We start from the raw sequence: 14,147 nt of genomic DNA, 5'->3' as shown, positions 1-14,147 counted from the left end.
CAGATCAGGCGGAGCGTGACAGATTGTAGATGTCGAGCGTGGCAACGTAGATCGGATTGTTGACCATACCCTTGATATCGCGGCGCGCCACGAACTGCATCCGTTCTTGTTGGATCGGCAGCCAGGCGGGATTCTCAACGGTCAGGATCTGGGCCAGCCTCTTGACCTTCTGTGCCTGCTCGGTGTCGATCAGCTTCTGCCGCAATTCGTCGATCAGCTTCGTCACCTCGTCGTTGGCGTATCGGCCTGCATTGCCGCTCGCCGCTGTCGCCGCGCCGCTGAACAGGCTCCAGGCATAGTTGTAGGGGTGGTCGACGTTCGGCCACCAGGAGAAGTAGAAAAGGTCGGCGCGCTGGTCCGCCGGAGCGTCGCCGAAAAACTCGTCGAGGAAAGCGCTGAAGGATTTCTCCTGAAGGTGCAAGGTGATGCCGAGCTCGCTCAGCCAGCCCTGCAGCAGTTGACATTCGGTGTCGCCAAAGCCGGAGTAATAGGTAACCGTCAACTCGCTGCCGGCCGGAAAATTGGCCTCTGCCAGCAGGGCCTTGGCCTTTTCGAGATCGAACGGCAAAACGTAGGACTCATCACCAACGCCTTGCATCTGGGAGGGGAATACGGAGCGGGGCTTGTCCGCGGTGCCCAGGACGACGTCACGCAAATAGGAATCATGGTCGAATGCGTGGCAAATCGCTTGCCGAACGCGCGGATCGGCCAGCTTGCCGTCGGTCGCGAACACCACATACTGAACGGTCGCCGTCGATGTATCCTGGATGACAAAACGTGGATCGTTCCTCAATTCCACCGTATCCTGTGGTTCCATCCTCAACGCTATGTCGACCTCGCCCGCTTCGAGCAGCTGACGCCGGGTCGCCGAAACGGGAATTGTCTTGGTGATCACCCGTTCGAAATGCGGGTGGTCCCAGCCACCGTGGAATTCGTCGAAGCGGACATAGGTGATGTCCTGGCCAGGATTGAAGGATTCCATCTTGTAGGGTCCACAGCCGACCGGATGCGACTGGAGGAATTCCGAGCCCATATCGTTCGCACCCTTGGAGTTCTTCTGCGCGGCGGTCGGGCTCGCGATCCAGAAGCCGTATTGCGACGAGACTTCGAGATCGAAGAACGGCCGCGCTTCGGTCAAATGGAATTCCAGCGTGGTGGCGTTCTTCACGACGATCTGCTTTTCCGGATCGTCGATTTGCCACGATGTGGCAAACGTACCGCCTGGGCGCGTTATCGTGCGCGTTATGGCAGCTTTCACCGCATTGGCATCGCAATCCGTGCCGTCATGGAACTTGACCCCTGCCGGCAACTCGAACGTCCAAATCATCTTGTCATCAGACGATGTGAAGGCCTTCGCCAATGAGGGCTTGACCTTGAGGGCTTCGGCGCCATCCAGCACGGTCAAGGTCTCGTAAATGGGGCTGAGGCCATAGGCCCATTCGACATTGGTTGCCGGATCGAGATTTTCCACCGTGGCATCGACGACGACGACGAGGGTCTTGGGATCGCGGTTGCCGATTGGGAGGTCCGGCGTCGCCGCATGGGACATCGGAACGCGTCCGATCGCGGCCGCACCGAATGCCGCCGTACCGGCCAGGAAGTGCCGCCTTGTCAGGTGCCAGGCTTGATTGAAGGCATGGCTCCGCTTGCTGTCGTCCCCGGTCATGGTCACGAGCTCCCATTGTTGTCTTTTGATGGGGCGCCGCATGTGGGGCGCCGTTTGTTCCCACCGCATCCTTTTTGGAATGCGGCTCGCTGTCGATACCCCGAAAGGGGCACTTACAGGGTCTACTCAACTGTACGAACATCGGGCCAACCTTGCCCAAGCGGTTCCGGATCGGCCCTGGAGCGGCGCGGGCCAGGGATCGGGAACCAGGACCGGGAGGAAGCCGTTCGTTGAATCTGCTCGATGTGCAAAACCTGTCGGTTGGCTTGCGCAATGCCACCGCGACAGCGCCGATTGTCGAAGGCTTGACGCTTTCGCTCAACCGTGGCCATTCGCTCGGCATCGTCGGCGAAAGCGGCTCGGGCAAGAGCACCGCCGCCCTGTCGATCATGGGTCTCCTGCGCCAAAATCGGCAGATCGAGACCACGGGCGACATAAGCTTCCAAGGCCGCAATCTTCTGGAGATGAGCAACCGCGACCTGCGTTCGGTGCAAGGCTCCAAGATCGCCATGATCTTCCAGGATCCGGCGAGCAGCCTCAATCCGGTCATGCGCGTCGGCGACCAGATCGCCGAATGCATCCGCACGCACAGCCGGCTTTCGGCCAAGGAGATCGACCAGCAGGTGATCGATGCGCTGCGCCGGGTCGGCATGCCCGATCCGCCGGTCACGATGCGGCGCTACCCGCATCAGCTGAGCGGCGGCCAGCGCCAGCGCATCCTCATTGCGATGGCGATCGCGCTGCGCCCGCAACTCATCATCGCCGACGAGCCGACCACCGCGCTTGACCTGACGATCCAGGCACAGATCCTGCGGCTGCTGAAGGAGCTGACGGCGGAGATGGGGATGTCCCTGCTGCTGATCACCCACGATTTCGGTGTTGTTTCGGAAATGACTGAAAGCCTGATCGTTCTCTACGCCGGCCGGATCGTTGAAAGCGGCGAGACGAGAACTGTCCTCGGGCGGCCGGCCCACCCCTACACGCGCGCTCTGCTGAAAGCGCATCCCTCGCTCGACGAAAAGGTGGCCGATCTCGAACCCATCCCCGGGTCGCCACCCAGCATCAGACAGCGGCCATCCGGTTGCGCGTTCAGGCTTCGCTGTACGCAGGCAAAAGAAATTTGCTCAACCGTCCAACCGGAACTGGCGATGGTGGACAGCGACACGCACCGCGCGGCCTGTCATGTCGTGAACTCAGACGGCCGGAGGGATCGGCTTTGAACAGCGCGGCTTTCACGCGTGGGGCGCATACGACCGCTGTCGCCGAGACCCCTCTTCTCAACATTGATGGACTGTGCGTCGATTTCAAAAGTTCCGCGCCGCGAAAGCTGTTCGCCAGGCCGCCGACGTTTCGCGCGCTCGACAACATTGACCTGACGTTGCGCCGGGGCGAAACGCTGGGGCTGATCGGCGAGTCCGGCAGCGGCAAGACGACGCTTGGCCGCGCCATCATGGGATTGACGCGCAGCGCCTCAGGCAAGATCAGCTTTCGCGGTGATGACATTGCATCACTGTCACCGGCGGCACGAAAGCCCTATCTGCGGCACCTGCAGATGGTGTTCCAGGACCCCTATTCATCTCTTCATCCGCGCCAGACAATCGGACGTTCGCTTGAAGAGCCGCTTCGCATCCAGGGAACCGTCGAAAGGTCCGAACGGCGGCAACGGGTGTTCGACCTGTTGCAAAGGGTCGGCCTCGATCGCTCCCACGCCGGTCTCTATCCATTGCATCTCAGCGGCGGGCAGCGCCAGCGCGTTGCGATTGCCCGCGCCATCGCCAATGAGCCCGACCTGATCATCGCCGATGAGCCGGTCAGCGCCCTCGATGTCTCGATCCAGGCGCAGATCCTCAACCTGCTGCGTGACCTGCAACGCGAAACCGGGATGGCGATGCTGTTCATCTCACACGATTTGTCGGTCGTGCGGCATCTCTGCGACCGGATCGCGGTGATGTATCTTGGCCGGGTCGTCGAGATCGGACCGACCGAAGACATCATCGCCCGGCCACGCCATCCCTATACGGCCGCCTTGCTGTCCGCCGCACCGCGCATTCATCGCCTTGAGGACAGTTCGCCGGCAACAACGCCGATCCAGCTCGAAGGCGACATTCCAAGCCACGCCCATGTCCCGTCGGGCTGCGCCTTCCACACGCGCTGCTGGCTCTACAACCAGCTTGGCCGCCCCGAAGCCTGCCGTGAAACGATGCCGGCGCTGCATGGCGCAGCACACGAACACCAAGTGCGCTGCCTCTACCCGGACATGGTCGCGGAGAGACTGGCCGGAGCCTGATCGCCTGGCTTCGGGGTATCGCGATCGGCCTCGGCCACCAGCCAGTCCCAGAGCGCGATCACCACGGCCTGCCGCAGATTACGTGGATGGGCGACCAGCATGAAGGGTTTCGCAGACGCCATGCCCCGGTCACCGACCAGCACCAATTCGCCGCGCGCCAGCCGCTCCGAAGCGAGGTTGATGCTGCCGAGGCAAACGCCGAACCCCCTCGCGGCGGCGTCGAGCATGACGCCTGAATCCGAAAAATTCAGGCCCCTGACGAGTTCGCCGCCATCAAGCCCTCCGGCCAGGAACCATTTCTGCCAGTCATCCTCTGTCTCGTCATGCAGCATGGGAAAGTCGAGGAACGTCCGCCCACCTGGAGCAGCGGGCATCATGGACCGGATGGCAGGCGAGCACATTGGCCACACCGTGTCGGTGAACAGGGTGACCGACACCATGCCGTCCCAGTTGCCGCGTCCGTGCGTCACCATGATGTCGACTTCGGATTCGGCCAGGTTCACTTCTTCCCCGGTCGTCACCAGCCATGGCTCCATGTCCGGATGGTCGGCCTTGAGCCTTGCCAGCCGCGGCATGTACCAGCCCGAGGCGAAGGATGGCGGCATCGCCAGCACGACCGAGCCGGGCTTGGTGTAGAAACCCAGCCTGCGAACGCCCAGCCGGAGCGTTTCCAATGTGGCGGCCACGGTGTTGTGGAAATCCCGCCCGGCATCGGTCAGCTCGACGCGCCGGTTGAGGCGCATGAAGAGCGGTTGCCCGAGATGTTCCTCCAGCGCCCGGACCTGATGGCTGACCGCCGATTGCGTCATGTTCAACTCTTGCGCCGCCAGCGAGAAGCTGGATAGCCGCGCGGCTGCCTCAAACCCCACCATTGCCGCCATCGGCGGTAGATTTCGATAGGGATTCACATGAGGCTTTTTCATCAAATGCCTGAAAGATTCGCGTTTGCGGCCGGATATTGCAGTCTCTAACATCATATTTGGCTCAAGATGGTCGCTGCGGTGACATCTATTGATGAGCAATTTTAATCCTGGGGTCAATAATGCGAAATGCCAACATGGTTACACCGAAACAGTCCGGATTCCGGATGCCTGCGGAATGGGAGCATCACGAGCGCAGCTGGATGATGTGGCCGGCAAGAGTTGGATATTGGGACGACATCGCCGCCACCAAGCGCGATTATGTCGGGGTCGCCCATGCCATCCGTGAGTTCGAGCCGGTGACCATGGCTGTGCGCCCGGAAGACGCCGACGAGGCCCGTTCGATGCTCGGCGACGATGTCCAGCTGGCGATCACGCCAATTGATGATTCCTGGGCCCGCGACGCCGGTCCCTGCTTTGTTGTGAACGATCTCGGCATGCGTGCCGGCGTGAATTTCAGGTTCAATGCCTGGGGTGGCAAGTATCACCCGCACGACAAGGACAACGCGTTCGCCAGCTATGTGCTGGGCCAAGCAAACGCCAGGACGTTCGACTCGCGCCTGATCGCGGAAGGCGGCGGCGTCTCCGTGGACGGCGAAGGCACGATCCTCACCACTGAAAGCTGCTTTCCGAACATCAATCGCAATCCGGACTGGTCACGAGACGAGATCGAACGTGAACTCAAGGAAATGCTCGGCGGCGACAAGGTGATCTGGCTGCCGGGCAATCCCGAAGAGACGGAGACGGACGGCCATGTCGACGGCATTGCCACCTTCGTCGCTCCCGGTGTTGTGCTGATCGAGGGTGCCAACGACATGGAATCCCCGTGGCGTGACATCAATCTGGCCAACATCCGCGCGCTCGAAGGCCAGACGGATGCCAAGGGCCGACGCATCAAGCTCGTCACCATTCCGGAGGCGCTCGAAGCTGAGGCGGTCGGCGACCGGTTCTGCCGATCCTATGTCAATTCGTATCTGGTGAATGGCGGCGTGATCATGCCGCACTACGGCATCCGCAGCGACGATCTGGTGCGCGAAACGTTCGAGGCGCTTTTTCCTGACCGCACGGTGCGCCAGGTTCCCATCGCAAATATCGCCGTCGGCGGCGGCGGCATCCATTGCATCACGCAGCAGGAACCGGCCGTATGACCGCAAGAGCAAACGTCGGGACCCTGTCGGACCTCGACGCCCTGTTCGCCAAGGGCAAGACGCCGGGTGAACTCGGCTTCGTCATGCCGATCGAGACGGCCTCGCACGCCTGCTGCTGGATGGCCTGGCCGCACAGCGATCACCCCGAGGCGTGGGGAAGCTCCCTGCGAGCGGCGCAGCAGGCCTTCGTCCGCGTCGCCACTGCAATCAGCCAATTCGAGCCGGTCAGGGTCGTTGCCCACCCGGAAGTGGTATCGGATGCCCGCAAGGCTCTGCCCCGGACAATCGACGTCGTCGCGCTTGCGCAAGGCGATATCTGGTTTCGCGACACCGGCCCGCTTTTCCTAGAGAACCCGGACAACCAGATCGTCGCGTCCAGGCTCATTTTCAACAATTGGGGCGGCAAGTTCGCCGACTATGACGACGATGCAGGCGTCGGCGAAGCTCTGGTTCGCCGGCTGTCAATGCCAGTCTATGTCTCACCGCTCTGCGGTGAGGGCGGCGGCATTCTTGTCGACGGCATGGGCACGGCGATCACAACCGAGACCTGCCTTCTCAATGCCAATCGCAACGCGGGCATGTCGCGACAGGATGTCGAAAGAGAACTCTTTCATTGCCTGGGTGCTCGCAAAATCATCTGGTTGCCCGGCGACGACGACGAGTGGATCACGGACGGCCATGTCGACGGCATGCTGACCTATTGCGCGCCGGGCAAAGTCATCTTCGAGAACAATCCCGATCCGGCAAATCCACGCCACAAGGTCTGCCAGGAAAATCTGCGGGCGCTACGCGCCCAGACCGATGTCAACGGCAACGAAATCGAGGTCGGGCTGATCGACGAGGCCCATATGGTCGAAGCCGCCAACGATCACACAGCACTTTCCTACGTCAACGCCTACATTGCCAATGGCGGCGTCGTCATGCCAAGCTTCAACACACCGACGGATGAAGCCGCGCGGCGCGTGTTCGAAAAGGGCTTTCCGGGCCGCCGAATAACCCAGGTCGATATCCTCGATATTTGTCCTGCCGGCGGCGGCATTCACTGCATCACGCAGCAACAGCCCGCGTGACGGACCGATGACCGTCTACCGGCCGCTGGAAGGAGAAAGATCCAAGGTCGAACGACCCTCGGACGTCTCCATCGACGGTCTCTTCGGCACTGCGTGTGTCGATAAAGACGTTTTGGGCCTGATCGCCGGCGCGATTGCGGTGGTCGGGTCCAACGCATTCCCGTCGGCACTCGCCAGACTGTGTCTGCATGTGACGCATTTCGACAGCGCTTTCATGTGCGCGTTTTTCACCGGCCACAAGCCGCTGCCGATCTACAGCGACCTGTGCGAGGAACAAAACCGACGAACCGTCGTGCCCTATCTCGGCTTCGCCTATCTGCTCGATCCCTTCTACGATTTGAGCAGTCGGTTGGCGGGCGACCGTGTGCTCGGTCTCAACGATTGCGCGCCCGACGATTTCCGCTCGTCCGACTATTACCGGATGTTCTATGCCGATACCGGCTTGAGTGACGAGCTGGTCGTGCTTGTCAGTTTCGGGCCTGATGCCAGCGTCATGATTTCGCTTGGCTGCCGCGACGAGCGTATCCATTTGTCGTCGCGTGGGAGGGCAACATTGGAAGCGCTGACCAGCGTCATTGCCAATCTGTGCCGACAGCACTGGCCACGCCTGGCGCCAGGATCGCAGAATGGCGTGGCGCGTCGCGACAATCATCTGGAAAAGGCTTTTGAAATGTTCGGGACGTCGGTGCTCAGCAATCGCGAGAGCGAGATCGTGCGCCTGATCCTGAAAGGCCATTCCAGCAAATCGACAGCCCGGATCCTCGGCAACAGCCCGGAGACCGTCAAGGTTCATAGAAAGCGCATCTACGCCAAGATGCGGATCGCCTCGCAAGGTGAGCTGTTTTCGATCTTCCTTCGGGCGCTGTCATGCATGCCGCCCGACGGCCAGGACGATCCCCTGGTCTACCTCGACGATTTTTCCGCCCCACCTAAATGACTTTCGTGCTGCTCGCGAAGAAACTGCTATCCTGAAGGCGAGAGACGGTGCCTTGCCAGCGCGCGCGTGATGATCACCACGGTTGTGAGGACCACCATCACGACCGAGATAGCGGCGATGACCGGATCGACATTCAGGCGAAGATTGTCCCAGATCCGCTTCGGCAGCGTTATGACTTCGACGCCGCTGGTAAACAGGGTCACCGTGGTTTCTTCCCATGACAGCATGAACGTCAGGAACCAGGCTGACAGGGTGCCGGTTTTCAAATTGGGCAACACGACAAGAAATATGCTCTGTCCCGTCGAGGCGCCAAGGTTTCGCGCCGCCATGTCCAGACCTCGATCGAGCTTGGCGAAAGCGCTGAGCATGGCCACGACCGCAAATGGCATTGTCATGATGGCATGGCCGATGACAAGCCCTGGAATCGTATCCAGCAAGCCGAGCCTGGCCAGCAGGAAATAGAGGATGATGGCCGACGTTACCGGCGGCACTACCATCGGCAGCAATGCAAACCCGACCAGAAACGCGCCCACGCGCGGCCGACCCAGCCAGAGGCCGAGGCCGAACATGATTGCAAGTGCCGTTGCCAGCACGCTCGACATCAGCGCGATGGAAACGCTGGTGCCGATGCTCGACAGCCATGCGCCGTCTTCAAAAAGCGAGCGGTAGTGACGTAACGACCATTCGCCATTAGGCATCGACAGGAAGCGCTTGGCGGTGAAGGAAACCGGGATCACCGCGGCGAGCGGTAAAAGCAGGAAGGCGGCGGCGAGATAGGCTAAAACGCCGCCAAGCCTGGAACGTCCGAACATCATGCTTTCTCCTTCAGCCGACAAAGCTTCTCAATCCGAGGAGCCTGTAGGCCAGGCCGACAATGGCTCCGATCAGAACCAGCAGGACAACGCTCATCGCCGCGCCCAAACCCCAATTGGTTGTCTGGAACATCTGCACGAAGACGGCCTCGGCGACCATGACGACGCGCCCGCCGCCGAGGATGGCGGGGGTGACGAAGAAACCGACAGAGAACACCAGCACCATGACAAAGGCGGCAAAAACGCCGGGCATCGACAGAGGCAGGAATATCTTTCGGAACACCGTCGCCGGATCGGCGCCCAACCCATGCGCCGCAAGCAGGATCCGTCGGTCGATCTTGCGCATCACCGTCGCCATCGGGAACACCGAGAACGGCACCATGAAATGCACCATCCCGACGATCACGGCGAACTCGTTGCGTCCGGTGCCAAGCGGCTCCGAGATCAGGCGCGTGGCCATCAGAAAGCCATTGGCCAGGCCGTTGTCGCGCAGGATGATCAGCCAGCCAAAGGCGCGCACCAGCACCGAAATCCAGAACGGAATGAAGATGCAGACTTCCAGGATGGTCTGCCGCAGCCGCGAGCCCATCACCCAGTAGTAGCTCAGGCAGAAGCCGACCAGGATCGTGATCGCCGTCGAGACGACGGCGATACGTAAGGTGCGCAGGAACACGTTCGTCATGTCGCCGCCGGACAGGATCCTCCAGTATTGGCCGAACCCAACCTCTGGCTGCGTCACGCTCCAACTGATGACGCCGGCAAACGGCACGACATAGAGCGTGAGCAACAGCACCGGGAGCGTCCACAACAAGGCCCGCGTGCCAAGGCCGCCATTTCCGTTACGCGACGCCCCCGCCATTTTCAGCCCGCCACCATGGCGAGGTATCGCTCAAGCGCCTTGTTCGAATTGGCGGCATACCAATCCATGTCCATGGCGACCTGAAGGGCGCGGTTTTCCGGCGAGCTACAATCGAGCCGCTTAGACTTGGCGGGAACCAATGCGTGCGCGGCGGGGTTGGCCGGCCCGCTGCCGAGCGTTTCGAGCAAGACGACCTGCCGCGCCGGATCCTGGCAGTAAGCAATGAACTTCATCGCTGCATCCTTGCCCGCCGGATTGCCCTTGATCACCGTCCAGCCGGATGGCGCCATGATGCCTTGTGCATAGGTCCATGAAACAGCGCCATTGGTGTCGGTTTCGACCAGATTGGCACGCGTGTGCCAAACAAGGCCCATCGAGACTTCACCGTCGCGCAGCAATTGCTGGCTCTCGGCACCCGAGTCCCAGTAGCTGACGATGTGAGGCTTGAGTTCCTCCAGCTTGGCGAAAGCGCGATCCATGTCGAGCGGATAGAGCTTGTCCATCGGCACGCCATCCGCCATCAGCGCGGCTTCCAGACTACCGGCCATCCATTTGTACATCGTTCGCTTGCCGGGATACTTTTTCACATCCCAGAAGTCGGCCCAGGATTTCGGCGGATCGCCGGCGAACTTGCTGGCGTCATAGGCGATCACATAGCTGAAGAAGTAATTGGCGATGCTGTATTCGTAAGCAAAGCCTTCTTCGACCTTGCCCTTGTCGACGATGGCATAATCGACCTTCTCGATCATGCCGGCGTCCCCAAGCGACTTGGTCGAACCCGGGTCGGCATCGCAGACATCCCAGCGCACCGTGCCGCTGTCGAACTGCGCCTTCATGGCGCCCTTGGTCGATCCCGAGCCATCGATCTTGACGTTCAATCCCGAGCTTGCCCCGAAGCCGTCCGTGAATGCTGACTTGAATGCGGGGACCGCGTCGCCTCCCCAATTGGTCACGACGAGGTCGCCGCCTGCAGCCTTTGCCGGCCCGCCATTGATGGCCGAAAGAGCCCCCAGGGCCACCAGTCCGGTCAGGAATGTTCGACGATCGATCGAACCCTGCGTCAGTCTGTCTTTGAGAAGAATCAGGCAGTCCTGTTTGAAGTGATTTTCCATGTTCCACCCATTGTTGTTGTTAGAGGTTCAGTGACTTCTCGGCTCAGTGAATTCTCAGGGATGAGGCGCCCGCGCAGGCGCGGCCAGGTTACCCAGACAGGCTTGTCGATCTCGACGCACGGCGCCTGTCCGGCAGCGCGCATGGCGATCAACTCGGATCCATCAGCCGTGGCCAGTTTCAGGATCGTGCTGCCGCCCTGGTAGACTTGCGCGCGCAGCACGGCCCGAACGCCGTCCTCGTCCGAAGCGGGGCCGGCCTCGCGCACGTCGAGAAACTCCGGCCGTACTGACAGCAGCGAGCTGATTGCACCTTCAAGGGCCGGCGCGCTGAGCACCTGGCCGCCGAACTCGCCGATGATGCTGCCATTCTGACGGCGCGGATTTTTCAATTTGAAGATGTTGATCGAGCCCAGGAACTCGGCGGTGAACCGGTCGCAGGGCGCCGAATAGAGCCGCTCTGGCGTATCGATCTGAACGATGTCGCCATGGTTGAAGATGGCGATGCGATCGGACAGCGCCAGCGCCTCATTCTGGTCATGGGTGACAAAGACGAAGGTTGTGCCGGTCTTGCGATGGATTTCCTTCAGTTCGAACTGCAGCTGTTCGCGCAGGTTCTTGTCCAGCGCCGACAGCGGCTCGTCCAGCAACAGCAATTCGGGCCCGAAGACCAGGGCACGCGCAAGCGCGACGCGCTGCTGCTGGCCACCAGACAAGTCCTGCGGCCGCTTCGATTGATGACCGGCGAGCCCGACCAGGTCGACCATGTCGGCAACGCGTGCTTGCCTCTCGCGCTTGTCAACGCCACGGACGCGCAAGGGAAAACCGATGTTGTCGGCCACCGACATGTGTGGAAACAGCGCATAACCCTGGAACACCATGCCGAAGTTGCGGCGATCCGCCGAAACGCCGGTGATGTCGGCTCCGTCCTTTGTGACCATGCCGCCGCTCGGCTTCTCGAACCCCGCCAGGATCATCAGCAGCGTCGTCTTGCCCGAGCCGGACGGACCGAGGAAGGTCAGGAACTCGCCGCGCCGAATGTCCAGATCGATGCGGTTCAAGGCGTTGAACGCGCCGAACGCCTTGCTGACACCGACCATCTTGATGTGACTGGTCACGGCGTCGCTCAATCGACTCGGTCGCGGATCAGCGGACATGTCGAGCAGTGGATGCCGCCGCCGTTGAGCTGCACCTTGTCGTAGTCGATTTCGATGATCTCGACGCCGTGGCTTTCCAGAGCGCGACGTGTTCCAGCCGACAATCCTCTCGGCATGATCACCCGACCAGGTCGCACCGCCAGCCCGTTGACCACCCAGCTGTTGTCGCTCTCGGTTATCTCGACGGTTTTGATGCCGAGCGCCTTCAGGCGCTCCAGAAAGACGAATGGAAGGCCGCGCGGCGAAACCAGCGCCAGATGCGTGTCGACCATCAGGAAGTGGCCATCGATATGAATGTCATAGCCTGAGAGGTCGACGACGATCATCTCCACGCCTTGATGGCGAAGCACGTCCGCGATCTGCGCGATGCCCTGATCGTTGACGCGGATGCCGCGGCCGATGACGGCGGTTGCACTGTTCAGCCAGGCGAAGCTGCCGCCTTCGGCCATGGCCGTGCCATGCAATGTGCGCAGGATCGGCATGCCGGCCTGAGCAAGCGTTCGCGTGACCGGCAGTTCCTCGCCATGGCGCATGCGCGGCGCAAGACGCGTGACGATGGCGCCGCCCTTGATGGCAAAGGCGGAATCGCGGGTATAGACCGACTTGAAACGCCCCTGCCCAACGCCCTCGAGATAGATCACCTCGGCGCCTTCGGCGCGCAGCAAATCCGCCAGAACGTCATGCTGGGCCTGCAATTCCGACAGCTCCGGTATGCGGTCGCTCTGCCAGTACCAGCCCTTTTCCAGATCGCCGAAAGTACCCGTCGCATCGATGCGCTTGCTGCGGTCGATCACGCCAAACTCGTCGCCGGGCCGGTGCATCAGCACGGCCCTGATCTGGCCGACGTCGTTGTCGCAACCCCAGTTTCGCGACCACAAGGCCGTCAGCCGGTCGACGGATTCGAACGCCGGCTCGGGCTCGGATCCGAACAGCTTGATCGTGTCCGAATAGTGCGATTTGTTTTTCTGTTCCAACGCTTCTCATCCTCTCCGTTGGCTCCAGACACGCGTCGGCCGAGCGCGGGCCCATGCCCGGCAAGGCGTTCACGTGCATCGATCTGAAGCTGTAGTCGGATCGTAGATGTTGACTTTTTTTCCTGCAAACGAAAAGAATTACGACCTAAATGGAATAAATCTCACATTCTCGTCGCCGTGCCCGGAGCTCCCAATGAGTGATCTGCCCCCGTTGAACGCTTTGCGCGCCTTTGAGGCCGCAGGCAGGAATCGAAGCGTCAGCCGGGCGGCCGATGAGCTCTTCGTCACCCACGGAGCGATCAGCAAGCAGCTGAAGCTGCTGGAGCAGCATCTCGGCATTGAGCTCATCGATGGTGTACGCGGCGGTCTCTCGCTGACGTCGGAAGGTCAGGCGCTGCTCGACCAGTTGTCGAAAGCGTTCGATAATCTCTCGCTTGCGGTCCGCAACGTGCGTCGCGGCGAGATCGTCGGACGCGTCAAGGTGATTTGCATGCCCGCCTTCGCCACTTACTGGCTGATTCCGAAGCTGTCGCGGTTCGTGGCCCGCTACGCCGACGTCACCCTCTCGGTCATTCCGCCCACGGACGACGATCCGTTCCGCGACCCGAGCGTCGATGTCGCCATCATGTTCGGTCGGCCGCGGTGGCCGCATCTCAATGTGCGGCTGCTCAAGCAGATGGAACTCTTCCCCGTCTGCAGCCCGGTTCTGCTCAGCGGTGAAAACAAGATCCGTCGTTCATCGGATCTGCTTCGCCATGTTCTGCTGGACGATCCGGAGAACACGCATTGGATCGAGTGGTTCTCGCTGATCGGCAACACCAGCGCGAAGAATGCACGCCGGCTCTGTTTCACCGACTTCAATCACAATCTGGCAGCCGCGCGCGCCGGCCTGGGGATCACGCTCGGCGACAACGTCACCACCGCCGAGGACCTGGCGAACGGCGCGCTGGTCAGACCCCTCAAGGAGGCACTGCGCCCGCAAAACAATGCCTACTACATTCTCAGCCCAGCCGGCGGTGTGATGTCCAAGCCGGCGCAGGCCTTCCTGGAATGGCTGACCACCGAAACGACGAAAACCGAGATGCCGCCTTCCTCAGTATGATCCAGACGCTGGTCCTATCTGCCAGCGCGAGCTCTCACTGGTCGTGAATCAGCGGCAGGTATACGGTTTGCTGCATACCGGCGCTCAAGTCACTCCGAGGGGTTAT

General features: G+C 61.3%; 13 protein-coding genes. 6 read left to right on the top strand and 7 right to left on the bottom strand.

Going from position 1 to position 14,147, the window contains the following annotated elements; all coding sequences use genetic code 11:
• Positions 1-4: 4 nt before the first annotated feature.
• Positions 5-1,666, bottom strand: a complete 1,662-nt coding sequence (locus FCU66_RS10695; protein WP_168991949.1) for an ABC transporter substrate-binding protein — start codon at positions 1,664-1,666, stop codon at positions 5-7.
• 230 nt (positions 1,667-1,896) lie between these two features.
• On the opposite strand from FCU66_RS10695, the gene FCU66_RS10690 reads away from it, so the two are divergent.
• Together FCU66_RS10690 and FCU66_RS10685 are read left to right on the top strand one after the other, a co-directional pair.
• Entirely contained in the window at positions 1,897-2,886 is a 990-nt protein-coding gene (locus tag FCU66_RS10690) for an ABC transporter ATP-binding protein (protein WP_168991948.1), read from the top strand.
• Positions 2,883-3,953 carry an ABC transporter ATP-binding protein gene (locus FCU66_RS10685; protein WP_136619181.1) on the top strand — a complete coding sequence of 357 codons (1,071 nt, stop codon included), beginning with the start codon at positions 2,883-2,885 and terminating at the stop codon, positions 3,951-3,953. The genes FCU66_RS10690 and FCU66_RS10685 overlap by 4 nt, the downstream gene beginning before the upstream one ends.
• On the opposite strand, the gene FCU66_RS10680 is transcribed toward FCU66_RS10685, so the two are convergent.
• Positions 3,914-4,825, bottom strand: coding sequence for a LysR substrate-binding domain-containing protein (locus FCU66_RS10680; RefSeq protein WP_168991947.1), 912 nt, complete (start codon positions 4,823-4,825; stop codon positions 3,914-3,916). The two genes, FCU66_RS10685 and FCU66_RS10680, sit on opposite strands and share 40 nt — an antisense overlap.
• Before the next feature lie 215 nt (positions 4,826-5,040).
• On the opposite strand from FCU66_RS10680, the gene FCU66_RS10675 reads away from it, so the two are divergent.
• Genes FCU66_RS10675 through FCU66_RS10665 form a run of 3 tightly spaced genes read left to right on the top strand, consistent with a single transcriptional unit; the run spans position 5,041 to position 8,028 of the window.
• The gene (locus FCU66_RS10675) at positions 5,041-6,021 is read left to right on the top strand and encodes an agmatine deiminase family protein (protein ID WP_136619179.1); all 981 of its coding nucleotides are present in this window, start codon (positions 5,041-5,043) and stop codon (positions 6,019-6,021) included.
• Positions 6,018-7,091, top strand: a complete 1,074-nt coding sequence (locus FCU66_RS10670) for an agmatine deiminase family protein (protein ID WP_136619178.1) — start codon at positions 6,018-6,020, stop codon at positions 7,089-7,091. Before FCU66_RS10675 ends, FCU66_RS10670 begins: the two co-directional genes overlap by 4 nt.
• 7 nt (positions 7,092-7,098) lie before the next feature.
• Positions 7,099-8,028 (top strand): helix-turn-helix transcriptional regulator, encoded by a 930-nt coding sequence (locus FCU66_RS10665; RefSeq protein ID WP_136619177.1) that lies wholly within the window; start codon positions 7,099-7,101, stop codon positions 8,026-8,028.
• A 26-nt stretch (positions 8,029-8,054) separates the two neighbouring features.
• Here the strand turns inward: FCU66_RS10665 and FCU66_RS10660 are convergent, their stop codons facing one another.
• Genes FCU66_RS10660 through FCU66_RS10640 form a run of 5 tightly spaced genes read right to left on the bottom strand, consistent with a single transcriptional unit; the run spans position 8,055 to position 12,939 of the window.
• Positions 8,055-8,840, bottom strand: coding sequence for an ABC transporter permease (locus FCU66_RS10660; protein WP_246093851.1), 786 nt, complete (start codon positions 8,838-8,840; stop codon positions 8,055-8,057).
• A gap of 13 nt (positions 8,841-8,853) precedes the next feature.
• A complete protein-coding gene (locus tag FCU66_RS10655; protein WP_136619175.1) occupies positions 8,854-9,699 on the bottom strand; it encodes an ABC transporter permease in 846 nt (281 codons plus the stop codon).
• Positions 9,700-9,701: 2 nt separating this feature from the next.
• Positions 9,702-10,811 carry an ABC transporter substrate-binding protein gene (locus FCU66_RS10650; protein ID WP_136619174.1) on the bottom strand — a complete coding sequence of 370 codons (1,110 nt, stop codon included), beginning with the start codon at positions 10,809-10,811 and terminating at the stop codon, positions 9,702-9,704.
• On the bottom strand, positions 10,781-11,926 hold the full coding sequence (locus tag FCU66_RS10645; protein ID WP_425462849.1) for an ABC transporter ATP-binding protein: 1,146 nt from the start codon (positions 11,924-11,926) through the stop codon (positions 10,781-10,783). The genes FCU66_RS10650 and FCU66_RS10645 overlap by 31 nt, the downstream gene beginning before the upstream one ends.
• 8 nt (positions 11,927-11,934) lie before the next feature.
• Entirely contained in the window at positions 11,935-12,939 is a 1,005-nt protein-coding gene (locus FCU66_RS10640) for a dimethylarginine dimethylaminohydrolase family protein (protein ID WP_136619172.1), read from the bottom strand.
• A 193-nt stretch (positions 12,940-13,132) separates the two neighbouring features.
• Between FCU66_RS10640 and FCU66_RS10635 the strand changes: the two genes are divergently transcribed.
• Complete coding sequence (locus FCU66_RS10635; RefSeq protein ID WP_168991946.1) at positions 13,133-14,041, top strand: LysR substrate-binding domain-containing protein; 909 nt, start codon at positions 13,133-13,135, stop codon at positions 14,039-14,041.
• Positions 14,042-14,147: the final 106 nt, after the last annotated feature.

The organism is Mesorhizobium norvegicum (assembly GCF_004919685.1).
In the GTDB taxonomy this organism is placed as follows: domain Bacteria; phylum Pseudomonadota; class Alphaproteobacteria; order Rhizobiales; family Rhizobiaceae; genus Mesorhizobium; species Mesorhizobium norvegicum.
The sequence above is the reverse complement of the archived record's forward strand: the minus strand, read 5'-3'. Positions and strand labels throughout refer to the sequence as shown.

Coding starts and splice junctions, on each gene's coding strand:
- FCU66_RS10650 (WP_136619174.1), bottom strand. CDS start 10,811: ATGGAAAATCACTTCAAACAGGACTGCCTGATTCTTCTCAAAGACAGA.
- FCU66_RS10635 (WP_168991946.1), top strand. CDS start 13,133: ATGAGTGATCTGCCCCCGTTGAACGCTTTGCGCGCCTTTGAGGCCGCA.
- FCU66_RS10670 (WP_136619178.1), top strand. CDS start 6,018: ATGACCGCAAGAGCAAACGTCGGGACCCTGTCGGACCTCGACGCCCTG.
- FCU66_RS10665 (WP_136619177.1), top strand. CDS start 7,099: ATGACCGTCTACCGGCCGCTGGAAGGAGAAAGATCCAAGGTCGAACGA.
- FCU66_RS10655 (WP_136619175.1), bottom strand. CDS start 9,699: ATGGCGGGGGCGTCGCGTAACGGAAATGGCGGCCTTGGCACGCGGGCC.
- FCU66_RS10695 (WP_168991949.1), bottom strand. CDS start 1,666: ATGACCGGGGACGACAGCAAGCGGAGCCATGCCTTCAATCAAGCCTGG.
- FCU66_RS10680 (WP_168991947.1), bottom strand. CDS start 4,825: ATGGTGGGGTTTGAGGCAGCCGCGCGGCTATCCAGCTTCTCGCTGGCG.
- FCU66_RS10675 (WP_136619179.1), top strand. CDS start 5,041: ATGCCTGCGGAATGGGAGCATCACGAGCGCAGCTGGATGATGTGGCCG.
- FCU66_RS10660 (WP_246093851.1), bottom strand. CDS start 8,840: ATGTTCGGACGTTCCAGGCTTGGCGGCGTTTTAGCCTATCTCGCCGCC.